This is a genomic window from Burkholderia sp. EMB26 (assembly GCF_024730645.1).
In the GTDB taxonomy this organism is placed as follows: domain Bacteria; phylum Pseudomonadota; class Gammaproteobacteria; order Burkholderiales; family Burkholderiaceae; genus Burkholderia; species Burkholderia cenocepacia.
Genome location: NZ_CP078070.1, coordinates 754,307 through 778,645 on the forward strand (window position 1 = coordinate 754,307; position 24,339 = coordinate 778,645).

At 68.2% G+C, this 24,339-nt stretch carries 20 protein-coding genes; 11 read left to right on the top strand and 9 right to left on the bottom strand.

Features of this window, described 5'->3' with window-relative positions; genetic code table 11:
* Positions 1 to 69: 69 nt before the first annotated feature.
* Complete coding sequence (locus KU887_RS03620) at positions 70 to 621, top strand: cob(I)yrinic acid a,c-diamide adenosyltransferase (protein WP_058902154.1); 552 nt, start codon at positions 70 to 72, stop codon at positions 619 to 621.
* A 94-nt stretch (positions 622 to 715) separates the two neighbouring features.
* A complete protein-coding gene (gene hmpA, locus KU887_RS03625) occupies positions 716 to 1,924 on the top strand; it encodes an NO-inducible flavohemoprotein (protein WP_058902155.1) in 1,209 nt (402 codons plus the stop codon).
* 72 nt (positions 1,925 to 1,996) lie between these two features.
* Here hmpA and KU887_RS03630 read toward each other — a convergent pair whose 3' ends face one another.
* From KU887_RS03630 to aroG, 3 genes are all read right to left on the bottom strand, one after another.
* Entirely contained in the window at positions 1,997 to 2,386 is a 390-nt protein-coding gene (locus tag KU887_RS03630) for a type II toxin-antitoxin system VapC family toxin (protein WP_062884106.1), read from the bottom strand.
* The gene (locus KU887_RS03635; RefSeq protein WP_006489304.1) at positions 2,383 to 2,652 is read right to left on the bottom strand and encodes a type II toxin-antitoxin system Phd/YefM family antitoxin; all 270 of its coding nucleotides are present in this window, start codon (positions 2,650 to 2,652) and stop codon (positions 2,383 to 2,385) included. The genes KU887_RS03630 and KU887_RS03635 overlap by 4 nt, the downstream gene beginning before the upstream one ends.
* Before the next feature lie 109 nt (positions 2,653 to 2,761).
* Positions 2,762 to 3,835: a 3-deoxy-7-phosphoheptulonate synthase AroG gene (aroG, locus tag KU887_RS03640; protein ID WP_006489288.1), complete on the bottom strand. Its 1,074-nt coding sequence runs from the start codon at positions 3,833 to 3,835 to the stop codon at positions 2,762 to 2,764.
* Between aroG and KU887_RS03645 the strand changes: the two genes are divergently transcribed.
* The gene (locus KU887_RS03645; RefSeq protein WP_006497499.1) at positions 3,834 to 4,055 is read left to right on the top strand and encodes a hypothetical protein; all 222 of its coding nucleotides are present in this window, start codon (positions 3,834 to 3,836) and stop codon (positions 4,053 to 4,055) included. The genes aroG and KU887_RS03645 overlap by 2 nt on opposite strands.
* A 177-nt stretch (positions 4,056 to 4,232) precedes the next feature.
* Here KU887_RS03645 and tldD read toward each other — a convergent pair whose 3' ends face one another.
* The 3 genes from tldD to KU887_RS03660 all read right to left on the bottom strand — a co-directional run bounded on the left by tldD (position 4,233) and on the right by KU887_RS03660 (position 10,874).
* On the bottom strand, positions 4,233 to 5,699 hold the full coding sequence (gene tldD, locus KU887_RS03650) for a metalloprotease TldD (RefSeq protein WP_006489294.1): 1,467 nt from the start codon (positions 5,697 to 5,699) through the stop codon (positions 4,233 to 4,235).
* Between the two features lie 85 nt (positions 5,700 to 5,784).
* Positions 5,785 to 6,612, bottom strand: coding sequence for a carbon-nitrogen hydrolase family protein (locus KU887_RS03655; protein ID WP_034200997.1), 828 nt, complete (start codon positions 6,610 to 6,612; stop codon positions 5,785 to 5,787).
* Between the two features lie 62 nt (positions 6,613 to 6,674).
* Complete coding sequence (locus KU887_RS03660; RefSeq protein WP_258254527.1) at positions 6,675 to 10,874, bottom strand: YhdP family protein; 4,200 nt, start codon at positions 10,872 to 10,874, stop codon at positions 6,675 to 6,677.
* Between the two features lie 232 nt (positions 10,875 to 11,106).
* On the opposite strand from KU887_RS03660, the gene glnE reads away from it, so the two are divergent.
* Complete coding sequence (gene glnE / locus KU887_RS03665; RefSeq protein ID WP_062911002.1) at positions 11,107 to 13,908, top strand: bifunctional [glutamate--ammonia ligase]-adenylyl-L-tyrosine phosphorylase/[glutamate--ammonia-ligase] adenylyltransferase; 2,802 nt, start codon at positions 11,107 to 11,109, stop codon at positions 13,906 to 13,908.
* A 98-nt stretch (positions 13,909 to 14,006) separates the two neighbouring features.
* Here the strand turns inward: glnE and recN are convergent, their stop codons facing one another.
* Positions 14,007 to 15,656 carry a DNA repair protein RecN gene (gene recN / locus KU887_RS03670; protein WP_006484926.1) on the bottom strand — a complete coding sequence of 550 codons (1,650 nt, stop codon included), beginning with the start codon at positions 15,654 to 15,656 and terminating at the stop codon, positions 14,007 to 14,009.
* Positions 15,657 to 15,675: 19 nt separating this feature from the next.
* Complete coding sequence (locus KU887_RS03675; RefSeq protein WP_006492558.1) at positions 15,676 to 16,578, bottom strand: NAD kinase; 903 nt, start codon at positions 16,576 to 16,578, stop codon at positions 15,676 to 15,678.
* 131 nt (positions 16,579 to 16,709) lie between these two features.
* Between KU887_RS03675 and hrcA the strand changes: the two genes are divergently transcribed.
* The 3 genes from hrcA to KU887_RS03690 all read left to right on the top strand — a co-directional run bounded on the left by hrcA (position 16,710) and on the right by KU887_RS03690 (position 19,362).
* The gene (gene hrcA / locus KU887_RS03680; protein ID WP_006484956.1) at positions 16,710 to 17,732 is read left to right on the top strand and encodes a heat-inducible transcriptional repressor HrcA; all 1,023 of its coding nucleotides are present in this window, start codon (positions 16,710 to 16,712) and stop codon (positions 17,730 to 17,732) included.
* A 155-nt stretch (positions 17,733 to 17,887) separates the two neighbouring features.
* Positions 17,888 to 18,952: a ferrochelatase gene (gene hemH / locus KU887_RS03685; RefSeq protein ID WP_163122704.1), complete on the top strand. Its 1,065-nt coding sequence runs from the start codon at positions 17,888 to 17,890 to the stop codon at positions 18,950 to 18,952.
* Positions 18,953 to 18,954: 2 nt separating this feature from the next.
* Positions 18,955 to 19,362, top strand: a complete 408-nt coding sequence (locus KU887_RS03690) for an RNA-binding S4 domain-containing protein (protein WP_006484997.1) — start codon at positions 18,955 to 18,957, stop codon at positions 19,360 to 19,362.
* On the opposite strand, the gene KU887_RS03695 is transcribed toward KU887_RS03690, so the two are convergent.
* The gene (locus KU887_RS03695) at positions 19,334 to 19,495 is read right to left on the bottom strand and encodes a hypothetical protein (RefSeq protein WP_006476841.1); all 162 of its coding nucleotides are present in this window, start codon (positions 19,493 to 19,495) and stop codon (positions 19,334 to 19,336) included. The genes KU887_RS03690 and KU887_RS03695 overlap by 29 nt on opposite strands.
* 352 nt (positions 19,496 to 19,847) lie before the next feature.
* Between KU887_RS03695 and grpE the strand changes: the two genes are divergently transcribed.
* The 4 genes from grpE (at position 19,848) to dnaJ (ending at position 24,338) form a co-directional block, all read left to right on the top strand.
* Positions 19,848 to 20,393 (top strand): nucleotide exchange factor GrpE, encoded by a 546-nt coding sequence (gene grpE, locus KU887_RS03700; RefSeq protein ID WP_258254530.1) that lies wholly within the window; start codon positions 19,848 to 19,850, stop codon positions 20,391 to 20,393.
* Positions 20,394 to 20,403: 10 nt separating this feature from the next.
* Entirely contained in the window at positions 20,404 to 20,847 is a 444-nt protein-coding gene (locus tag KU887_RS03705) for a thioredoxin family protein (protein ID WP_258254531.1), read from the top strand.
* Between the two features lie 148 nt (positions 20,848 to 20,995).
* The gene (dnaK, locus tag KU887_RS03710) at positions 20,996 to 22,948 is read left to right on the top strand and encodes a molecular chaperone DnaK (RefSeq protein WP_006484920.1); all 1,953 of its coding nucleotides are present in this window, start codon (positions 20,996 to 20,998) and stop codon (positions 22,946 to 22,948) included.
* Between the two features lie 253 nt (positions 22,949 to 23,201).
* A complete protein-coding gene (gene dnaJ, locus KU887_RS03715) occupies positions 23,202 to 24,338 on the top strand; it encodes a molecular chaperone DnaJ (RefSeq protein ID WP_006476837.1) in 1,137 nt (378 codons plus the stop codon).
* Position 24,339: the final 1 nt, after the last annotated feature.

Consider the following 24,339-nt stretch of genomic DNA (forward strand, 5'->3'; position numbering starts at 1 on the left):
CCGCGGGCTGCGATAATCGCGTTCCAGCCAACCGGGCCGCGTGGCGGCCGCGCACGAGAGGACATTCGCATGGGCAACCGCTTGAGCAAGATCGCGACGCGCACGGGCGACGACGGCACCACCGGCCTCGGCGACGGGCGGCGCATCGGCAAGGACGACGCGCGGATCGCCGCGATCGGCGACGTCGACGAACTGAACTCGAATCTCGGCGTGCTGCTGGCCGAGACGCTGCCGGACGACGTCCGCACGGCGCTCGTCACGATCCAGCACGACCTGTTCGATCTCGGCGGCGAGCTGTGCATTCCCGGCCACGCGGTGCTCGACGACACGCATCTCGCCCGGCTCGACCGGTGGCTTGCCGACTACAACGCGACGCTGCCGCCGCTGAAGGAATTCATCCTGCCGGCCGGCTCGCGCGCGGCGTCGCTCGCGCACGTCTGCCGCACCGTGTGCCGCCGTGCGGAGCGCTCGATCGTCGCGCTCGGGCGTAGCGACACGCTCAATGACGCACCGCGGCGGTACGTGAACCGGCTGTCCGACCTGCTGTTCGTGCTGGCGCGCGTGCTGAACCGCGCGGGCGGCGGCGCCGACGTGCTGTGGGAGCGCGGGCGCGTCCGCTAGCCCGCCGTCGCGTTTTTGCGCACTGCGACAATTTGCCCGGGGGACGTCCGTTTTTAAACATGTATTGTTTATGCATGTTTAACGGAGAACGAACATGACCCACATCACCGCTGACCAGATGGCCCGTGTGAAGGCCACCGCCCCCGTCCTCGCCGAGCACGGCGCGACGATCACGAAGCACTTCTACCAGCGCATGTTCGCGCGTCATCCGGAACTGAAGAACCTGTTCAACCAGACGCACCAGAAGACCGGCAGCCAGCCCGAGACGCTCGCGAAGGCCGTCTACGCGTATGCGGCGAACATCGACAACCTCGGCGCGCTGGGCGGCGCGGTCTCGCGCATCTCGCACAAGCACGCGAGCCTGAACATCCGCCCCGAGCATTACCCGATCGTCGGCGAGAACCTGCTCGCATCGATCGTCGAGGTGCTCGGCGACGCGGTCGATGCCGACACGCTCGAAGCCTGGCGCGTCGCATACGGCCAGCTCGCGCAGATCATGATCGGCGCCGAGGCCGATCTGTACGCGAACGCCGCGTGGAGCGGCTTCCGTCCGTTCAAGGTCGCGCGCAAGGTGCGTGAAAGCGACGAGATCACGTCGTTCTACCTGACGCCCGCCGACGGCGGCGAAGCGCCGACGTTCGAGCCGGGCCAGTACGTCACGGTGAAGCGCTTCGTCGGCGAGCTCGGCGTCGACCAGCCGCGCCAGTACAGCCTGTCCGATGCGCCGCACGGCCAGTGGCTGCGCATCTCGGTGAAGCGCGAGGCCGGCAAGCCGGAAGCGATTCCGGCCGGCAAGGTGTCGACGCTGATGCACGATGGCGTCGAAGAGGGCGCGATCGTCGAAGTCACCGCGCCGATGGGCGACTTTTCGCTGAAGCGCGACGTGGATACGCCGGTCGTGCTGATCTCGGGCGGCGTCGGCATCACGCCGATGATGTCGATGGCGTCGACGCTGATCGCGGCGGGCAGCCCGCGCGACGTGCGATTCATCCACGCCTGCCGTTCGGGCGCGGTGCACGCGTTCCGCGACTGGCTGAACGACACCGTCGGCGAACACGCGAACGTCAAGCGCACGGTGCTGTACGAACTGGTCGGCCCGAACGATCGCGTCGGCATCGACCACGACCTCGAAGGGCGCCTCACGCCGGAGCGCGTGCAGCAGTACGCGCTGGTGGCGGACGCCGATTACTACATCTGCGGGCCGGTCGCGTTCATGAAGGCCCAGCGCGACGCGCTCGTCGCGCTGGGCGTCGCGCCGGAGCGCGTGAATACCGAGATCTTCGGTTCGGGCGCGCTCGAGTGATGCGCGCACCGATGGTCTCCGGCCAATAAAAAAGCCCGGCGCGAGCCGGGCTTCTTCGTTGCGGATGGCGCGTCAGGCGCGCAGCATCAAGGTGGGGTGATAGCGCCACACCTTGGCATCGGCGCTGATCAGCGGTGTCCCTTCATGGAGTGCCTGCGCGACCATCATGCGGTCGAATGGATCGGCATGATCGGGAAAGTCGGGCAGTACGGCGACGCCTTCGACGTGATCGCTGCTGATCGGCAACTCCGCAAAACCCGCAAGCCGAAAGGCCGAACGTGCATCTCTCGGATGGACGGGCAGATTGCCTGTGCGGTATTTGATCGCGATTTCCCAAATTGACGCGGCGCTGACGTACAGCGTGTTTTCGGGATGTTCGATCAACGCGGCCGCGGTTGCCGACAGTTGCGGCGCGCCTTCAGCCGCCCAGAGCGCGATGTGCGTGTCGAGCAGCAGCTTCACGGCGCGAGCCCGTGATCCGAGCTGGCATCGAAGTCGGCGGCGATCGATTCATCGCCGGCATTGAATGCGTCGACGCTTGTCGGGATATTCAATCCGGCCAGCAACTGACGGGCTGCGCCGATCCGCTTCGGCGCGGCGTAAGGAACGATCCGGGCGACCGGATGCCCATTGCGGGCGATCACGACTTCGGACTCCCGCCCCAATTCAAGCGCTTCGACGAGGCTCGAAAGCCGCGACTTGGCATCGTGCATGTTGACGGTCGGCATGGTCGGCCTCTGATTAGCTAGGTAGTGTTAGCTAGTCTGGCAGGGCGACACGCCGACCGCAGGCTGGCCGGGTGGCCAATCTGCCGCCAGGCGAGGCCGTACGCGTCCTTCAGTTGCCGCTGCCGCGCGCGACGCGGCGCGCCTTTACCGATTCCGCGAGGCCTTCGAGCACCTTCACGCTGTCGTCCCACGCGATGCACGCGTCGGTGATGCTCTGGCCGTAGGTCAGCGCGCAGCCTTCCTTCAGGTCCTGACGGCCCTCGACCAGGTGCGACTCGATCATCACGCCGACGATGCGTTCGTCGCCGGCCGCGACCTGGCGGCCGATGTCGGCGCACACGGGAATCTGGTTCTCGTGCTTCTTCGAGCTGTTCGCATGGCTCGCGTCGATCATCAGACGCGCGGCGAGGCCGGCCTTGCCGATGTCCGCGCACGCGGCATTCACGCTGTCCGCGTCGTAGTTCGGCGCCTTGCCGCCGCGCAGGATCACGTGGCAGTCCTCGTTGCCGGCCGTCGACACGATCGCCGAATGGCCGCCCTTCGTCACCGACAGGAAATGGTGCGGCTGCGACGCGGCCTTGATCGCGTCGACCGCGATCTTCACGTTGCCGTCGGTGCCGTTCTTGAAGCCGACCGGGCACGACAGCCCCGACGCGAGTTCGCGGTGCACCTGCGACTCGGTCGTGCGCGCGCCGATCGCGCCCCACGAGATCAGGTCGGCGATGTACTGCGGGCTGATCATGTCGAGGTATTCGGTTGCTGCCGGCAGCCCCATTTCGTTGATCTGCAGCAGCAGCTCGCGCGCGGTGCGCAGCCCTTCGTTGATCTTGAAGCTATTGTCGAGGTGCGGATCGTTGATGAGCCCCTTCCAGCCGACCGTCGTGCGCGGCTTCTCGAAGTACACGCGCATCACGATTTCGAGTTCGCCCTTGAAGCGCTCGCGTTCCTTCACGAGCCGGCCCGCGTATTCGATCGCCGCCTTCGTGTCATGGATCGAGCACGGCCCGATCACGACGATCAGCCGGTCGTCCATCCCGTGCAGGATGCGGTGCATCGACTGGCGCGAGTGGTAGATCAGCTCGGACGCGGCTTCGGAGCACGCGAATTCGCGGATCAGGTGGGCGGGCGGCGTCAGTTCCTTGAGTTCGCGGATGCGGACGTCGTCGGTGTTGTGCGGGGGCATGCTGTTTCTCCTCATTTTCCGGGCGCCGTTCGGTCAGTGGGCGTGCGGCAGATTCATCGATTCGGGCGATTCAGTGGTGTCGGTCGGGGCTGCTGAACGGCTGCGGCGGCGACCGGCTGGCGAAGGGCGAAAAAAAACCGCCGGGTTCGCCGGCGGTTTTTTCGGGAATTTCGGTTGCGCTTTACGCGCCATCAACCCTCTCGATCCGCCAGCGGTCTGAGATACCAAAAAAAGTAAAAGTAAAACTTGGCGGACATGACGGAAATTCGGCTCGTCAAAAAAGTTGATTCGGAATTTATACCCCGTCCCCGTCCGGCTGGCAACCGGGAACCGTCGAAAATGCGGACAATCCGCGCGTTTTCGTCAAACTGCGCGGATTGTCTGCGCCGCGATGCGGTTATGCCGTACCGCCGACCGTCATCTTGTCGATCCGCAGGGTCGGCTGGCCGACGCCGACCGGCACGCTCTGGCCTTCCTTGCCGCATACGCCGACGCCCGTGTCGAGCGACATGTCGTTGCCGATCATGCTCACGTACTTCAGCGATTCCGGGCCGCTGCCGATCAGCGTCGCGCCCTTCACCGGGTAGGTGATCTTGCCGTTCTCGATCATGTACGCCTCGGACGCCGAGAACACGAACTTGCCGTTCGTGATGTCGACCTGGCCGCCGCCGAAGTTCACCGCGTACAGGCCGTTCTTCACCGACGCGATGATTTCCTGCGGATCCTTGTCGCCGTTCAGCATGTAGGTGTTCGTCATGCGCGGCATCGGCAGCGCCGCGTACGACTCGCGCCGCGCGTTGCCCGTCACCGGCATCTTCATCAGGCGCGCGTTCAGCGTGTCCTGGATGTAGCCCTTCAGGATGCCGTCCTCGATCAGCGTCGTGCACTGCGTCGGGTTACCCTCGTCGTCGATGTTCAGCGAGCCGCGGCGGTTCGGCAGCGTGCCGTCGTCGACCACCGTCACGCCCTTCGCGGCGACCTGCTCGCCGATCCGGCCCGCGAACGCGGACGAGCCCTTGCGGTTGAAGTCGCCTTCGAGGCCGTGGCCGATCGCCTCGTGCAGCAGCACGCCCGGCCAGCCCGGCCCGAGCACGACCGTCATCGCGCCGGCCGGCGCGGGACGTGCATCGAGGTTGACGAGCGCCGCGTGCACGGCGTCGTCGACGTAGCGCGACAGCACGTCGTCGGTGAAGTAGCCGTAGTCGAAGCGGCCGCCGCCGCCGCCCGAGCCGATCTCGCGACGGCCGTTCTGCTCGGCGATCACCGTCACCGACACGCGTACGAGCGGGCGGATGTCGGCCGCGAGCGCGCCGTCGCTGCGTGCGACCAGCACGACGTCGTATTCGCCGGCGAGGCCCGCCATCACCTGCGTGATGCGCGGATCGCGCCCGCGCGCCATCTGCTCGATGCGTTCGAGCAGCTTGACCTTGGCCGTCGCGTCGAGCGACGCGAGCGGGTCGGACGGCAGGTACAGGTCGCGGCCCGAGATGCCCGTCAGCGACGTGGCTGCCTTGATCTTCTGGCGGCCGCCGCCGGCCGCCGCGATCGCCTTGGTGGCGGCGGCGGCTTGCGCGATCGCTTCGGGCGACAGGTCGTCCGAGTACGCGAACGCGGTGCGGTCGCCCGCGACCGCGCGCACGCCGACGCCCTGGTCGATGCTGAAGCTGCCCGATTTGACGATGCCTTCCTCGAGGCTCCACGCTTCGCTGCGGGTTGCCTGGAAGTACAGGTCCGCGTAGTCGACGCGATGCGTGAAGATGTCGGCGATCGTGCGCGTGAGCAGGCTTTCGTCGAGGCCGTACGGCGTGAGCAGGATGTCCTTCGCCAGCGCGAGATTGCGGATGCCGGGTTCGATGATGTTCATGCGGATATCGGGGTTTCTCAAAAAGTTGTCGGGTGCTGCCGGGCAGATGGGTGGGCCGCGCGGCGTTTCAAGCGGTGCGGCGGATTCAGGTCAGCACGCGGTGCCGCCACGCAGGCAGGCTCTGGCGTACGTCGGCGATGCGTTGCGGATCGATCGCGCCGAGCACGACGCTGGCGCCCTCGTCGCGCACCGCGACGATCTCGCCCCACGGGTCGATCAGCATGCTGTGGCCCCACGTGCGCCGGCCGTTCTCGTGCTTGCCGCCCTGCGCGGCCGCGAGCACGTAGCACTGGTTCTCGACGGCCCGCGCGCGCAGCAGCGTTTCCCAGTGTGCGCGGCCCGTCGTATACGTAAACGCCGACGGCACGACCATCAGCGCGCAGTCGCCCATGCGGCGATACAGCTCCGGAAAGCGGAGATCGTAACAGACCGACAGGCCGACCTGCCCGAACGGCGCGTCGAACGCGACGACCGTGTCGCCCGCGCGGATCGTGCGCGCCTCGTCGAACGATTCGTCGCCTTTCTCGAAGTTGAACAGGTGGATCTTGTCGTAGCGCGCGGCTTCGTTGCCGGACGGATCGAACACGAGCGTCGTGTTCAGCACGCGATCGGGTTCGGGCGCCTTCAGCGGCAGCGTGCCGCCGATCACCCAGATGCCGTGGCGGCGCGCGGCGTCGGCGAGGAACTGCTGGATCGGGCCGTCCCGGTACGGTTCGGCGAGCGCGAGCTTGTCGGTGTCACGGTGGCCCATGAAGCAGAAATACTCGGGCAGCAGCACGAGCTGCGCGCCTTCGCCGGCGGCTTCCGCGATCAGGCGGCGCGCTTCGGCGAGATTGCGTGTGACGTCCGGCGTGCTCACCATCTGCAGCGCGGCGACCTGGAAGGGCGTGGCGGAACGGGCGTGGTCGGTCATCGCGGAATCGGTTGCGTCATAAATGGGGTGCGGCCCCGCGCCCTGCGTGGTGCGATGCGCGCTCAATGGCTCGCCGCATCGGCCGGACCGTGATTCATCTTACCCTGATCGCTCCGCACCCGCTCGATGTGCGGGTGCGCCCACGAGCCGGTGATCGCGTAGTCGAGCGCGAACGCGCGCGACAGCGTCTCGGACAGCGCGTAGTTCGCGGCCAGTACGCCGACGCCGAGCAGTGGGTTGATGATGGCCGCGCCGATCGCGGCCGCGCCCGCGCTGATTTTCGGCGCGACGTGCGCATGCAGGTCCTGTGTCTCGGTGCCGAGATCGACCGCGCCGCGCACGGTGACGTTCGCGGGCCCCGTCATCATCGAGAAATCGTCGGTGCGCGCGATCCCGTTCGAGATTCGGCCGGTGCCGGTGATCTTGTCGAACGGCAGCCCCTTGCCGACCACGTCGCGGAAGTTCAGCGTCAGGAAGCGCGCGAGGCTCTGCAGGCTCAGCACGCCGAGGAGTTTCGCCGCGCCCGGATCGACCTTCAGGATCTGCCCGTGTTCGAGGTCGAGCGCGACCTGCCCGCCGAGCGACGGGAAGTCGAGCGCGGTCGGGCCGCCGCGCCAGCCGACCTTGCCCGTGACCGAGCCGTGACCGTCCGCGAGCGTGCGCGGCAGGCCGACGCGGTCGAGCAGCGCGCCCGCGTTGTCGATGTCGAGCTTGAAGTCGAACACGGTCCGGCGCGGCGCGTCGTTTTCGTCGACGCCGCGGGCCAGTGCGCGGAGCGAGGTGCGCCAGTTGCCGGTCGCCGTGAGCTTCGCGGCCGGGTTCGACAGTTCCAGCTTGTCGAGCTGCCACACCGGCGTGCCGTCTTCGTCAATGTTGCGCGCGTTGACGACGAGCCGGCCGATGTCGTGATCGCGCGCGACGACCTGGTCGACGATCAGGTCGATCGACGGCATCGGCCGGTCGGTCGGCGTCGGCAGGTTCATCGCGCGGCCGACGAGGTCGTGCTGCGAGCTCTGCGGCACGACCAGCTTCGCGAGCCGCGCGTTCAGCACGCCCGCGCCGTTGTGACCGCCGCCCGGCGCCCACGACAGGTAGCCCGACACCTGGTTCGACGCGATGTTGGCCTGCCACAGGTCGTCGACGTGCGACGCGCCGACGATCACGTTCTCCCAGTTGCGCTTGAGCAGCTTCAGCGTGCCGAAGTGGAACGCGAAGCGCTTCGGCGCGAAGCTCGCGAAATCGACGCGCGGCGCGGCTTGCGGTTCCGGCGCCCGCGGCGTGTCGGGCTGCAGCGTGTGGGCGAGGGCGAGCCACGCGTCGGCGTCCAGCTCGGTGACGTCGACGGCCGCGCTCACGCCGTCCTGCGGCATGTCGGGCATCCGGTGGATGCCCATCGCGCCGCGCACCGCGCGCAGCGGCTGGCCGCGCGTCGCGTCGAGCAGGTAGGTCGCGGACACGGGGCCGAGCGTCAGGTCGGCATGTTCGAGGCGTTTGCCGTCCGCCTGCGGCGCCGGCTGCAGCGTGAAGCGGAACGGCATCGGCGTGCCGGCCGGTTTCGCGAACGGCGCCGGGAAGTTCAGCGCGACGCCGGTCAGGTCGGATTGCGCGCTGACGTCGGGCAGGCGGCCCGGCGTGCCGCGCACCGCGACCTTGTACGGCGCGTCGCCGACCACGTGTTCGAGCAGCGCGGCGGCCGCGCCGTGCAGGTTCAGGCCGCGCGCGGCGTCGAGCGCGAGCCGGCCGTCGACGTCCACCGCATACGGGCCGTGTGACTGGAAGGTGCCGTTCGCGCGCACCGGGCCGCCGAGGAAGCGCCCCGACAGCGCGTGCAGCGACGCGCCCGCCTCGGTGAAGCGGACGCTGCCGCGCAGCGCCGACAGCGGCGGCACGCCGCTCGTCGACAGCGTGTTGCCGCCGAACCCGAGCGCGCCTTCGATGTGCGTGTGCGGATGGGCGACGTGCTGCGGAATCGTGATCTTGAGCGCGAGCGACGCGGGGCCCTGCGCGTCGATCCGCTGGCCGATGTGGTTGCTCATCGTGCCGAGCGAGCTGTTGTCCGCGTAGTCGATCAGGTCGGCGAGCGGGCCCTGCGCATGGCCGTCGATGATCAGCGGCGAGTGCGACGGATTGCCGAGGTCGTCTATGCGGCCCGCGACCTTCGTCAGCGCGACGCGCTTGTAGTGTGCACGGTCGATGTCGAAACGCAGCTTGTTCTGCGCGAGCTCGAACACGCCGTCGATTCCGTCGAGCGCCGGCCAGACGCTCGGCGTGCCGTTCGCAAGCTTGCGCGGCGGGTACGGCGTCGGCTCGAAGCGGCCGCCGGTGAACGGCGCGACGATGTGGAACACGCCGGCGTCCGGCTCGTGTTCGAACGGGAATTTCTCGAGCGGGCCGCGCGCGACGATCGATGCGCCCTTGGTCACCTTGCCGTCCTGCAGCGCGTGGCCGAGATAGTCGCGCAGGTGCTCGGACATCCCGGTCGGCAGGTAGCGCGGAATGCGCGCGACCGACGCGCGCGCGAAATCGGCGCGCAGGTCGAGCGAGCCGCGGCCGTGGCCGGGGTTCGTGTACGACCCCGACACCGCGATTTCGGCATCCGGGTTCGACACGAGCAGGTCGGGCAGCGACACGTCGACGCGCGCGTGCTTGTCGCCGGGCGCGGGCGTGATCGTCCATTTGGCATTGCCGCGCAGCCGGTCGAACGTCAGGCGCGGCTCGTCGAATTCGCCGGGCACGGTGACGGCCGCGTTGACCGTGTCGATATGCGCGGCGCCGCCGGTCTCGTTCGCATCGACGCGGCCCCACAGGTTCTCGACGCCCGGCCAGCCGGCGCGCGGGTGGCCGCGCGGCGAGAGCCCGGGCGGCGGCTCCTGCGCGGCGAAGCTGATGCCTTGCAGATCGCCGAGGAAGCGGTAGCGGACGATCGGTGCGGCGCCCATGCGCCGCTCCTCGTCGGCGAGATCGGGGTGCGCGGGTTTCGCGCGCTCGACCTCGATGTGATAGTTCGACACCATCCCGCGCGGGTCGATCTTGATCAGCTCGTTGCGCAGGCGCGCCGGCAGCGGCAGCCCGCGGATGAATTCGCTGAGGATGCCGAGATCGACGCGGTCGCCGACCACGCTGAGCAGTTGCCCCTGGTTCGCGGTCGGCACGCGGTAGCGCGCCGTCAGCGTCGACAGCGCGAGCGAGCGCGCGAGCGGCGTGCCGTCCGGCAGCGGCGGCTGGCCGAGTTCCGCATTGAAGCGCGTCAGGTGCAGCGTGTAGTCGTGGCCCGCGTCGAGCACCATGTCCCAGCCGAAGCCGACCGTCGGCACGTCGAGCCGCGGTTGCGTCGGGCGCACGCGCAGCGCGACGTCGGCGCCTTGCAGGTCGCCGCCCGCCGAGCGCAAGTGGCCGTCGCCGAAGGTCGCCCAGATCGCGTTGTCGATCCGCCCCGCGTGGATCGTGAGCGGCACGTCGAGATAGCGCGTGAGCGTCTGCAGGTCGACGGGGCCGGTCGACAGGTACGCGTCGCCGGTCCAGTTCGCCGGCTTGCCGATCGGCGCGAGCGGCTTGTGTCTGAAGCGTGCGCGGAAATCGAGCGGGCCGAGCAGCAGCGTGCCGTTGGCCGGCGCCTGCAGCGCCGCCTTGTGCACGCGGCCGTCGTTGAGCACCGCGAGCCGGATGCCCGACAGCACGAGCTCCGGTGCGTCGTGCTGCGCGTCGCGCCAGCGCAGCGTGCCGCCGCGCAGCACGATCGCCTCCTGCTTCAGCAGCCAGGTGCCGAACGTGTCGTTGCCGCCGTGGGTGGTGGCCACGCCGACGCCCGCGACGCTCAGCGAGCCGTCGGCCGCCCGCGCGACGACCAGGTCGGGCTGGTCGACGATCAGGCTCGACAGCGCGGGCGACAGCCGCAGCAGCGACATCCACGACAGCGCGGCGGTCGCATGCGGCACCGACAGCGCGACCTTGCCGTCACGGCCGCGGATCGTCAGGTTCGTGAGTTCGACGCCCGGCTGCATGCCGGACCAGTTCGGGGAAAGCTTGCCGATCGAAAGCTGCGCGTGGAGCTTGTCGGACACCGCGCGCTCGATGCGCGGGCGGAATTCGTCGATGCGGGGCAGCAGCACGTAGCGCAGCCCGAGGAAGGCGCCGGACGCGACGAAGTAGGTGCCGATCCCGACTGCCAGCGTCACCCTGAACACGCGACGCAGGACCGGATGATCGTGCTTCGGAGGTCCCGCTTCGGGCGCAGCTACGGCGGATTCCTGACGGTCGGACATGCGGCGGACGGGCGGCGATATGGTAGTTTTGCAGACTGACGTTGAAATGTATCACACGGGTTCGTGCCGGCGGCCGTTGGGGCAGCACGGCACGGGCTTTCCGGCGCGCGGTGTCGCGACGGGCGCGCGGGCGTCCGGCGGGTGCCGCGCCGAGTCCATGGGGCCGGTCGGCAGCGGGGCGCGTACGCGCCGGCCCGCAGCCTGCCGGCCTTTTCGCCAGGCCCGCTTCTCGATGACCGACGCTTCCGCCCTGATCAGCACGTCCTATTCCCGATACCTTGCCCGCGCCGCTGCCGCGCGGCCCGCGCTGGCCGAGCAGATCGCCGCGTGGGCGGCCGCGCCGCTCGGCCGCGCGCAGCTCGACGCGCGCCTCACCGAGCTGCTCGCGACACCCGCCGGCACGGCGGCGCCGGGCGAGGAGCAGTTGAAGCGCGCGCTGCGGCAGTTGCGCGCCGAGGCGTTCGGCGCGGTCGCGGAGCGCGACCTGCGCGGGCTGGCCGACGTCGCCGAGGTGACGGGCGCGATGACCGACCTCGCCGAAGTGGCCGTGCAGCGCTCGCTCGCGCTGCTGTCGGCCGAACTCGAGGCGCTGTACGGCGAGCCGCGCGGCGCCGACGGCCAGCGCGTCGTGCTCGGCGTGGTCGGGATGGGCAAGCTCGGCGGCCGGGAGCTCAACGTGTCGTCGGACATCGACCTGATCTTCGTCTACGAGGACGACGGCGAGACCACCGGCGGCGCGCGTTCGCCGCTGTCCACGCAGGAATACTTCACGCGGCTCGGCCGGCGCCTGATCGGCGTGCTGTCCGAGGTCACGGCCGACGGTTACGTGTTTCGCGTCGACATGCGGTTGCGGCCGAACGGCGATTCGGGGCCGCTCGTCTGCAGCATCGGGATGCTCGAGGAATATTTCTACGTGCAGGGGCGCGAATGGGAGCGCTATGCGTGGATCAAGGGGCGGCTCGTGTCGGAAGGCGACAGCGACGCCGCGCAGCGGCTCGCGGCGCAGCTCGAATCGATCGTCAAGCCGTTCGTGTACCGCCGCTATCTCGATTTCGGCGTGATCGGCGCGATCCGTTCGCTGCACCAGCAGATCCGGCAAGAAGCCGCGCGCCGCGCATCGATGCGGCCCGACAAGGCCGACGACATCAAGCTCGGGCGCGGCGGGATCCGCGAGATCGAGTTCAGCGCGCAGGTGTTCCAGTTGATCCGTGGCGGCCAGGATGCGGAATTCCGCGTGCGGCCGACGCTCGCGGTGCTGCGACATGCGCAGGCGCGCGGGTTGATCGGTGACGACGTATGCGCGCGGCTGACCGACGCCTACAATTTCCTGCGCACGCTCGAGCACCGGTTGCAATACCGCAACGACGCGCAGACGCATGCGATGCCGGTCGAGCCCGACGAACGTGCGGCGCTTGCCGCGTCGCTCGGGTTTGCCGACTATGCGGCGCTGATGACGGTGCTGGACGGCCACCGCACGTTCGTCGAAACGCAGTTCGACCAGATTTTTGCCGACAAGGCGAACGGCGCGCCGTGCGCGGCCGGCGACGACACGGCCGCCGCGTGGATCTGGAGCGGCGCGCTGGCCGACGACGGCGAGGACGACGCGCTGGTCGCGCGCCTCGACGGCCTGGGTTTCACCGATCCGGCCGCCGTGCTCGCGCGGCTGCGCGCGATCTGGCAATCGTCGCGCTACACCGGGCTGCCGGAAAAGAGCCGGCAGCGCTTCGACAGCGTCGCGCAGCGGGCGCTCGACGCCGCGCCGAAGATCGACGCCGCGCGCCGCGACGACACGATCGTGCGCCTGTTCGACCTGCTGGAGACGGTGAGCCGGCGCGGCGTCTATCTCGCGCTGCTGACCGAATACCCGGCCGCGCTCGACCGCGTGCTGTCGGTGCTCGGCGCGACGCGCTGGGGCGGCGGCTACCTGATCCGCCACCCGCAACTGCTCGACGAATTGCTCGACGACGAGGCGATCGCGAGCCCGTTCGACTGGCCCGCGTTCAAGGATGCGCTGCGCGCGCGGCTCGCGGCGGCCGACGGCCCCGAGCAGCAGATGGACCTGCTGCGCCACGCGCAGCACGCCGAGGTGTTCCGGATTCTCCTGATCGATCTGGCCGGCCAACTGTCGGTCGAGCATGTGAGCGACCGGCTGTCCGAGCTGGCCGACGCGGTGCTCGACGTGACGATCGAAGTCGTCTGGTCGCAGCTCGCGAAGCGCCATCGCGACGTGCCCAAGTTCGCGGTGATCGCGTACGGCAAGCTGGGCGGCAAGGAGCTCGGCTACGCGTCGGATCTCGACCTGATCTTCCTGTACGACGATCCGGACGAACGCGCGGCGGACGTCTACACCACCTTTACGCGGCGCCTGATCACCTGGCTCACGACGGCGACCGGCGCGGGCGCACTGTTCGACATCGACCTGCGGCTGCGGCCGAACGGCGAGGCCGGGCTGCTCGTCACCGATCTCGACGCGTTTCGCCGCTATCAGCTGCGCGAGGGCGATGCGGCGAATACCGCGTGGGTGTGGGAGCACCAGGCGCTGACGCGCGCCCGCTACAGCGCGGGCGACGCGCAGATCGGCGCGGATTTCGAGGCGATCCGCCAGCAGGTGCTGACGACGCCGCGCGACGGCGGCGTGCTCGCGAAGGAGATCGTCGACATGCGCGGCAAGGTATTTGCCGGCCACCCGAACCAGACCGAGCTGTTCGACCTGAAGCACGATCGCGGCGGGATGGTCGACATCGAGTTCATCGTCCAGTACTGGGTGCTGCTGCATGCGTCGAGCGACGCCGAGCTGATCCGCAACACCGGCAACATCGCGCTGCTGCGCGAGGTCGCGCGCTTCGGGCTGATGGGCGAGGACGAGGCCGAGCGCGTCGGCGCGGCGTACCGCAAGTACCGGAAGCTGCAGCACAAGCTGCGGCTCGACGGGATGGAGAAGGCGCGCGTCGACCCGGCGGTGGTGGCCGACGAGCGGGCGGCCGTGACGGCGTTGTGGACACGCGTATTCGGTGCGGTTGAAACGGCCGTTTGAAGAAAGCAGGGCGGGGCGCGGCATCGATCCGCGTACCGCCCTGAATCGAAGGGGCGAGCCCGTTCGGCTTGCGCGGGACGGGCCGCTCCCGCCTCGCATCAGGCCGCCAGCATTTCCTTCGCGTGCTTGCGTGTGGTGGCCGTGATTTCGAGCCCGCCGAGCATCCGCGCGACTTCCTCGATCCGGTTCGCGCGGTCGAGTGCAACAACGGTCGATACCGTGCCGCCGCGCTCGTCGGCGCCCTTCGCCACCTGGAAATGATGGTCGCCGCGCGCGGCGACCTGCGGCAGGTGCGTCACGCACAACACCTGGCGGTCGCGCCCGAGCTGGTGCAGCAGGCGGCCGACCACTTCGGCGACGCCGCCGCCGATCCCCGTGTCGACTTCGTCGAAGATCAGCGTCGGCGTCGGGCTCGCCGCGCTGGCGATCACCGCGAGCGCGAGGCTGATCCGCGCGAGCTCGCCGCCCGACGCGACCTTCGCGAGCGGCCGCAGCGGCACGCCGGGGTGCCCGGCCACCCGGAATTCGACCTGTTCGAGCCCGTGCGGGCCGCCGTCGGCGAGCGGCACGAGCGCGACCTCGAAGCTTCCGCCCGCCATCGACAATTCCTGCATGCCGGCCGTGACGGCCGTGCCGAGCGCCTTCGCGGCCTGCGCGCGCGCTTTCGACAGGCGTTTGGCGTCGGCGAGATAGGCTTCCCGCGCCTTCGCCTGCGCGGCCTCGAGCGCGCCGAGATCGGCGGCCGCGTCGAGCGCGGCGAGCTGCGCGCGGCGCGCCGCATGCTCTTCGTGCAGCGTATCGGGCGGCAGCCGGAACTTGCGGGCGGTCGAGTGCAGCGCGTCGAGCCGCGCTTCGACCTGCGCGAGCCGCTCCGGGTCGAGATCGACGCGCTGCGCGTAGTGCGACAGCGAATAGACGGCTTCCTGCAACTGGATCTCGGCCGGCTCCAGCGACGCCAGCGCATCGCCGAGCGCGGTGTCGTAGTCGGCCAGGCTGCGCAGCTTCGACACGATCGCGCCGAGCTGCGCGAGCATCGCGTCGTCTGACTCGGACAGCGCGTTGAGCGCGCCGCGCACGCCTTCGATCAGGTTCGCCGAATGCGACAGGCGCTTGTGTTCGTTGCTGACTTCATCCCATTCGCCGGCTTGCGGCGCGAGCTTGTCGAGCTCGGCGAGCTGCCACGCGAGCTTTTCGCGTTCGAGCTGCAATTCGCGCTCGTGCGCCTTCGCGGCATCGATCGCCTGCGTCGCGTCGCGCCACACGCGCCATGCGCGCGCGACGTTCGCGGCATCGGCGACGAGCCCCGCGTGCGTGTCGAACAGCTCGCGCTGCGCGTCGGGCCGCATCAGCAGCTGGTGTGCGTGCTGGCCGTGGATGTCGACGAGCATCTCGCCGAGCTCGCGCAGTTGCGCGAGCGTCGCGCTGGTGCCGTTGATGAACGCGCGCGACCGGCCGTTCGCGTCGATCACGCGGCGCAGCATCACGGTGTCCTCGGCGTCGAACGCGTGTTCGTCGAGCCAGCGCGCGACGCGGTCGTGCGGCGTGAATTCGGCCGTGATGTCGGCGCGGCCGCAGCCGGTGCGCACGACGCTCGCGTCGGCGCGTTCGCCGAGCGCGAGGGCGAGAGCGTCGATCAGGATCGATTTGCCGGCGCCGGTTTCGCCGGAAAAGACGGAAAAGCCGCTGTCGAATTCGAGATCGAGCGCGGCGACGATGACGAAGTCGCGGATCGAGAGGTGGCGGAGCATGGTGTCGGGAGCAGCGGCGTCAGGACGCCTTGTCGTCTTCGTTCGATGCGTGTTCGTTCCAGTGCAGCTTCTTGCGCAGCGTCGTGTAGTAGCTGTAGCCGATCGGGTGCAGGAACGGCACCGTGTGCTTCGAGCGGCGCACCTCGATCGTATCGTTCAGTTCGAGCGACGTGAACGACTGCATGTCGAAGTTCACGTTGACGTCGCGGCCGCCGACGATCTGGATCGCGATCTTCGAATCGTCGGGCAGCACGATCGGCCGGTTCGACAGCGCGTGCGGCGCGATCGGCACGAGCACGATGCCCGCCAGCTGCGGATGGAGGATCGGGCCAGCCGACGACAGCGCATACGCGGTCGAGCCAGTGGGCGTCGCGACGATCAGCCCGTCCGAGCGCTGGTTGTACATGTAGCGGCCGTCGACCGACGCGCGCAGTTCGACCATCCCGGAGAAGCCGCTGCGGTTCACGACGACGTCGTTGAAGGCGAGCGCGTGGTAGATCGGTTCGCCGTCGCGCACGATCCGCGCCTCGAGCAGCGAGCGCTCCTCGCGCTCGAACTTGCCGGCCAGCATCACGGGGACGAGCGCCTGCATGTCGGATGCCGCGATGTCGGTGATGAAGCCGAGCCGCCCGTGGTTGATCCCGATCAGCGGTGTCCGGTACGGCGCGAGCTGGCGGCCGATGCCGAGCATCGTGCCGTCGCCGCCGAGCACGATCGCCACGTCCGCTCGCGCCCCGATTTCGGCCGGGGTGAGCGCCGGGTAGCCGGCGATGCCGATTTCCCGCGCGGTATCGCCTTCGAAGACAACCTCGAAGCCGAGCGTGGCGATGCTGTCCGCCAGCGTGGCGAGCGGCTCGGCGATGCCGGGCGTGTTGCTCCGGCCGACGAGCGCGACAGTATTGAACTGATTACCGGTTTTCATGCCGGCATTACACCATAGCTCGTTGACGAAAAGAACCGGCTGTGCGCCGACGGGGCCGGATCGGGCCGGCCCGCGCAACGGTGGCGGACGGTACTCGCCGCGGTCGCGCGGTTGCGCTAAAATTTTCCACCATGCTAGATCCTCGCGCACGAACCCTCCTGAAAACCCTGATCGAACGGTATATCGCCGACGGTCAGCCAGTCGGATCGCGCACGTTGTCCCGTTACTCCGGGCTCGAGCTGAGCCCGGCGACGATCCGCAACGTGATGTCCGACCTGGAGGAGCTCGGCCTCGTGTCGAGCCCGCACACGTCGGCCGGCCGCATTCCGACGCCGCGCGGCTACCGGCTGTTCGTCGATACGATGCTGACGGTCGAGGCGCCGATCGACGCCGAGGCCGTCGCGCGCCAGGTGCAGAACACGCTGCAGGCCGGCGAGCCGCAGCAGCGGGTGGTCGCGGCCGCCGCGAGCGTGCTGTCGAACCTGTCGCAGTTCGCGGGCGTCGTGCTGACGCCGCGCCGCAGCCACGTGTTCAAGCAGATCGAGTTCATGCGCCTGTCCGACAAGCGCATCCTGCTGATCATCGTCACGCCCGAGGGCGACGTGCAGAACCGCATGCTCGCGACGCCGCGCGACTATTCGCCGTCGCAGCTGACCGAGGCGTCCAACTACATCAATGCGCATTTCGCCGGCCTGTCGTTCGACGAGGTGCGCCGCCGCCTGCGCGACGAGATCGACCAGTTGCGCGGCGACATGACGACGCTGATGCACGCGGCCGTGACGGCCAGCACCGAGGTGCCCGACACCGAGGACACCGTGCTGATTTCCGGCGAGCGCAACCTGCTCGAAGTGGCGGACCTTTCGTCCGACATGGCGCGGCTGCGCAAGCTGTTCGACGTATTCGACCAAAAGACGGGCCTCCTGCAACTGCTCGACGTATCGAGCCACGCCCAGGGCGTGCAGATCTTCATCGGCGGCGAATCGACGCTCGTGCCGATCGAGGAAATGAGCGTCGTGACCGCACCATACGAGGTGAACGGCAAGATCGTCGGCACGCTCGGCGTGATCGGCCCGACCCGCATGGCGTACAACCGCGTGATACCGATCGTCGACATCACCGCGCGCCTGCTGTCGCTCACGCTGAGCCAGCAATAACCCGCGATCGCCGGCGATTGCAGGCAATCACCGGCCCGATCCCGCCCCGCTATCGTGCCGCGGCGCCGCTCGCGGCGACAGTCGGCCGAACGGCACGGGGCGGCCCGCTATAATTGAGGGCCGTCCGGTCCCGTGCCCCGAGCACGTTCTTGCCCATGCGTTTCGATCTTGAGCCGCCTTCGAGCGTCGCGGCCGCCCACCGCATCGGTGTGTTGCTGATCAATCTCGGCACGCCCGACGCGCCCACGCCGCGCGCGGTGCGGCGCTATCTGGCCGAATTCCTGTCGGATCCGCGGGTCGTCGAAATCCCGCAGGCCGTCTGGCAGGTGCTGCTGCGCACGCTGATCCTGCCGCTGCGCGGCCGCGCGTCCGCGAAGAAGTACGCGGCCGTCTGGATGCCCGAGGGTTCGCCGCTGCGCGTGTACACCGAACGCCAGACCGACAGCGTGCGGCATCTGCTCACGTCGAACGGCTATCACGTGACGGTCGACTACGCGATGCGCTACGGCAGCCCGAACATTTCGCACGCGCTTGCCCAGTTCAAGCGCGCGGGCGTCGAGCGCGTGCTGTTGATGCCGATGTATCCGCAATACTCGGCGTCGACCACGGCCACCGCATTCGATGCCGCGTTCGACGCGCTCGCGCGCATGCGCAATCAGCCGGAAGTGCGCACGGTGCGGCACTATGCCGACCATCCGGCCTATATCCACGCGCTGGCCGAGCAGGTGCGCCAGTACTGGGCGCAGCACGGCCGACCCGATTTCGCGGCCGGTGACAAGCTGGTGCTGAGCTTCCACGGCGTGCCGAAGCGCACGCTCGACCTCGGCGATCCGTATCACGACCAGTGCCAGCAGACGGGCGCGTTGCTGATGGCCGCGCTCGGGCTGTCGACCACCGAGTGCCGCGTCACGTTCCAGTCGCGCTTCGGCAAGGCCGAATGGCTGCAGCCGTACACCGCGCCGACGCTGCGCGAATTCGGCGAGGCCGGCGTGCGGCGGGCCGACGTGTTCTGTCCCGGCTTCACGGCCGATTGCCTGGAGACGATCGAGGAAATCGGCATGGAAGTGCGCGACGAGTTCCTTGCGGGCGGCGGCAAGACCTTCCACCGCATTCCGTGCCTGAACGGCGCGTCCGCATGGGTCGGCGCGCTCGGCGAAATCGTCGCGGAGAATCTGCAGGGCTGGCCCGTCAAGGCTGCGCAGCCCGAACCGGTCAACTGATCATGAACTACAAGATTTCCACCGAGCCGGGCGCGAAGCTGCGCATCGACAAATGGCTGTGGGCGGCCCGGTTCTTCAAGACGCGCTCGCTCGCGACCGACGCGGTCGACAAGGGCCACGTGAAGATCGGCGGCGCGGCGGTCAAGCCGGCGAAGGACGTGCGGGTGGGCGACGAGGTCGAGATTGCGATCGACGGCATCGTCTGGCACATTGCCGTGCTGGGCGTATGCGACGTGCGCGGGCCCGCGAGCGTCGCGCAGACGCTCTACGAGGAAACGGAAGCGGGGCGGGCCGCGCGGCTCGCCGAACTGGAGCGGCGCCGCACGTATCGCGAGCCGGCGGCCGAACTGCACGGCCGGCCGACGAAGCGCGACCGGCGCATCATCGACAGATTTTCTGGTGGGAGCTGAACATCTGGTCGAACGTCGCCCGCGCGCTTCCGTACTCGGTCGTGCGGTCGGTGACGGCTCCCGACAGGCAGATGGTGGTGGTGCCGGCAATGAGTACCAGCGCGACCACCGATATCGCAAAGGTCAGTTTCACGGTACTCCCCTCGAGAACAAGGGTGAAAACGGCGCCAGGTGGATGTCAGGCGGCGGTCAGCTCAGGGTAAACACGCTTTCCGACGCTTGAATGGAGTGTAGTGCAGCCGGCCTGTGCGGAGCTAGTCCTTGCCGGGTAAGCGTTGTTACAGGCCGTTTCGCCCGATCCGGCGGACTATGCGACGCCTGCACCGGAAAATGCGCGGTTGTTTCGCGGCATTGGCGAATGCCGGCGAATGACCCTCTTGAAATCGCAGTTTTCGCCCTTATTTGCACCAGTAATGTGCGGTGCCGCCGGGTATACGTCCGGCGGTTGCCGATTTGGCTTCAACCTCTAATCGACTTTCAGCGACATGGAAAACACGCAAGAGAACCCGGCTACCCCATCGGCCGAAGACATCGGCAGCGAGAAGCAGGCGGCGCAAGGCGCCGCACCCGCCGCCGAAGCCGCCGACGCGGCGCTCGCGGAGGCTCAAGCCAAGGTCGCCGAGCTCCAGGAAAGCTTCCTGCGGGCGAAGGCCGAGACCGAGAACGTGCGCCGCCGCGCGCAGGACGACGTGTCGAAGGCGCACAAGTTCGCGATCGAGAGCTTCGCGGAGCACCTGCTGCCCGTGCTGGACAGCCTGGAAGCAGCCGTCAACGATACCTCCGGCGACATCGCGAAGGTGCGCGAAGGCGTCGAGCTGACGCTGCGCCAGTTGACGAGCGCGCTCGAGAAGGGCCGCGTCGTCGCGATCAACCCGGTCGGCGAGAAGTTCGATCCGCACCAGCACCAGGCCATTTCGATGGTGCCGGCCGAGCAGGAGCCGAACACCGTCGTCACCGTGCTGCAAAAGGGTTACATGATCGCCGACCGCGTGCTGCGCCCGGCGCTCGTCACCGTCGCGCAGTCGAAGTAAGGCAGCGGAAATGGTGCCCGCCGGCGTCGATCCGGCCGCGTTCGACGCGTTCGACATGCACGCGCTCGACGCCGGCACGTTCGACGCGGCCGTTGGCGGCGCGGGCGATGCGCTGGCCGTGGTGTTCTTCTGGGGCGTCGACTGCTTCAACTGCGAGATCGCGAAGAAGGCGATGCTCGCCCAGCCCGACGCGATCCGTGCGCTCGGCCTGAAGTGGTTCCATTGCAACGTGTACGAACATCGCGAGCTGGGGCGCCGCTTCGGGCTGCACGGCGTGCCGACGTGGTTCTTCTTCCACCGCGGCAAGCGGCTCGGCCGCGCGACGGGCTGGCATGGCCTCGCGCAGTTCCAGGCAGCCGTCGCGGCGGCACGCGCGAAGATCGCCGCGGCGGCCGGTGCGCCGGCCGGCGACGGCACCGATGGCCCACACGATCCGCTATCCGGCGGCGATTGAAAAAATTTAATATCCGCATCGCTCGTCCGGTCTTGAAAACGGATCGGACGGACGCATTTCGGGAACAGAGTTGAATTCTGGCGTGCGAAACCGCCCAAAAACGCGGCGTTTCGCGCAGCAAACAAGCATTTCTGGAGATTAGGAAAAAATGGGAAAGATCATCGGTATTGACCTCGGCACCACGAACTCGTGCGTCGCCATCATGGAAGGCAACCAGGTCAAGGTCATCGAGAACTCGGAAGGTGCGCGCACCACGCCGTCGATCATCGCGTACATGGACGACAACGAAGTGCTCGTCGGCGCGCCGGCCAAGCGCCAGTCGGTGACCAACCCTAAGAACACGCTGTTCGCGGTGAAGCGCCTGATCGGCCGCCGCTTCGAAGAGAAGGAAGTCCAGAAGGACATCGGCCTGATGCCGTACTCGATCATCAAGGCCGACAACGGCGACGCATGGGTCGAGGCGCACGGCGAAAAGCTCGCGCCGCCGCAGGTCTCGGCCGAAGTGCTGCGCAAGATGAAGAAGACCGCCGAAGACTACCTCGGCGAGCCGGTCACGGAAGCCGTGATCACGGTGCCGGCGTACTTCAACGACAGCCAGCGCCAGGCGACCAAGGACGCCGGCCGCATCGCGGGCCTCGAAGTCAAGCGGATCATCAACGAGCCGACCGCGGCGGCGCTCGCGTTCGGCCTCGACAAGGCCGAGAAGGGCGACCGCAAGATCGCCGTGTATGACCTCGGCGGCGGTACGTTCGACGTGTCGATCATCGAGATCGCGGACGTCGACGGCGAAATGCAGTTCGAAGTGCTGTCGACCAACGGCGACACGTTCCTCGGCGGCGAAGACTTCGACCAGCGCATCATCGATTACATCATCGGCGAGTTCAAGAAGGAGCAGGGCGTCGACCTGTCGAAGGACGTGCTCGCGCTGCAGCGCCTGAAGGAAGCCGCCGAAAAGGCGAAGATCGAGCTGTCGTCGGGTCAGCAGACCGAAATCAACCTGCCGTACATCACGGCGGACGCGTCGGGCCCGAAGCACTTGAACCTGAAGATCACCCGCGCGAAGCTGGAGGCGCTGGTGGAAGATCTCGTCGAGCGCACGATCGAACCGTGCCGTATCGCGATCAAGGACGCAGGCGTCAAGGTGTCGGACATCGACGACGTGATCCTGGTCGGCGGCCAGACGCGCATGCCGAAGGTCATGGAGAAGGTGAAGGAGTTCTTCGGCAAGGATCCGCGCCGTGACGTGAACCCGGACGAAGCCGTCGCGGTCGGCGCGGCGATCCAGGGCCAGGTGCTGTCGGGCGACCGCAAGGACGTGTTGCTGCTCGACGTGACCCCGCTGTCGCTCGGTATCGAGACGCTCGGCGGCGTGATGACGAAGATGATCAACAAGAACACGACGATCCCGACGAAGCACGCCCAGGTGTACTCGACGGCGGACGACAACCAGGGCGCCGTGACGATCAAGGTGTTCCAGGGCGAACGCGAAATGGCAGCGGGCAACAAGCTGCTCGGCGAGTTCAACCTCGAAGGCATCCCGCCGGCACCGCGCGGCGTGCCGCAGATCGAAGTGACCTTCGACATCGACGCGAACGGCATCCTGCACGTCGGCGCGAAGGACAAGGCGACCGGCAAGGAAAACAAGATCACGATCAAGGCGAACTCGGGCCTGTCCGAGGCTGAAATCGACCAGATGATCAAGGACGCGGAAGCGAACGCAGCGGAAGATCACAAGCTGCGCGAGCTGGCCGATTCGCGCAACCAGGGCGACGCGCTGGTGCACAGCACGAAGAAGGCGCTGACCGAGTACGGCGACAAGCTGGACGCGGGCGAGAAGGAAGCGATCGAAGCCGCGCTGAAGTCGCTCGAGGACGTGTTGAAGGACACGTCGGCCGACAAGGCGGCGATCGACGCGAAGGTCGAGGAGCTCGGCAAGGTCTCGCAGAAGCTCGGCGAGAAGATGTACGCCGACATGCAGGCCCAGCAGGCGGGTGCCGCCGGCGCGGCCGGTGCAGCGGAAGGCGCGGCCCATGCGGGCGGTGCGCAACAGGCTGCCGACGACGTCGTCGACGCCGAGTTCAAGGAAGTGAAGAAGGACTAAGCCGGGTTGCAATGGCACCGTACGCCGCGCGCGAAACGCGCGCGGCGCGGCTGACAAGCGGTCTGTCTTTCCTTCCGGATGGCCGGATCGACTCCACGCCTGGCGGGCCTTGCGGCCCTCCGGGCACATTTGTTTTTTGGCGGGTGCTGCGCGAGCCGTCCGCGGACGGTGCAGCGCCAGACGAGTCGAGAGACTTTACTGCGGGCGAAAGGAGCCGCCGCGTGCGCGATGCGTGGCGGCACAGTGAATCGATATGGCGAAACGGGATTACTACGAGGTTCTGGGCGTCGCGAAGAATGCGAGCGACGACGAAATCAAGAAGGCATATCGCAAGCTTGCGATGAAGTATCACCCTGACCGCAATCCGGACAGCAAGGATGCGGAAGAGCATTTCAAGGAGGCGAAGGAAGCCTATGAAATGCTGTCGGACGGCCAGAAGCGGGCGGCGTACGACCAGTACGGCCACGCGGGCGTCGATCCGAACATGGGCGGTGCGGGCGCACAGGGCTTCGGCGGCTTCGCGGATGCCTTCGGCGACATCTTCGGCGACATCTTCGGCCAGGCCGCGGGTGGCGCCGCGCGCGGCGGCCGCGGCGGCCCGCAGGTGTATCGCGGCGCCGACCTGCGCTACAGCATGGAAATCACGCTCGAGCAGGCCGCGCACGGCTACGACACGCAGATCCGCGTGCCGAGCTGGGTGTCGTGCGAAGTCTGTCACGGGTCGGGGGCGAAGCCCGGCACGAAGCCGGAAACCTGCCCGACCTGTCACGGCCAGGGCACGGTGCGCATGTCGCAGGGCTTCTTCAGCATCCAGCAGACCTGCCCGAAGTGCCACGGCACGGGCACCTACATCCCCGAGCCGTGCGCGCATTGCCACGGGTCGGGCAAGGTGAAGGAAACCAAGACGCTCGAAGTGAAGATCCCGGCCGGGATCGACGACGGGATGCGGATCCGTTCGGCCGGCAACGGCGAGCCGGGCATCAACGGCGGGCCGCCGGGCGACCTGTACGTCGAGATCCACATCAAGCCGCACTCGGTGTTCGAGCGCGACGGCGACGATCTCCATTGCCAGATGCCGATCCCGTTCACGACCGCCGCGCTTGGCGGCGAGATCGAGGTGCCGACGCTGGCCGGGCGTGCGTCATTCCCGGTGCCGGAAGGCACGCAGTCGGGCAAGACGTTCCGCCTGCGCGGCAAGGGCATCAAGGGGCTGCGCTCGAGCATTGCGGGCGATCTGTACGTGCACGTGCAGGTCGAGACGCCCGTGAAGCTGACCGACCAGCAGCGCGATCTGCTCAAGCAGTTCGAGAAGTCGCTGGCCGAGGGCGGCGCGCGTCACAGCCCGCAGAGCAAGAGCTGGTTCGACCGTGTGAAGAGCTTCTTCGAGTAAA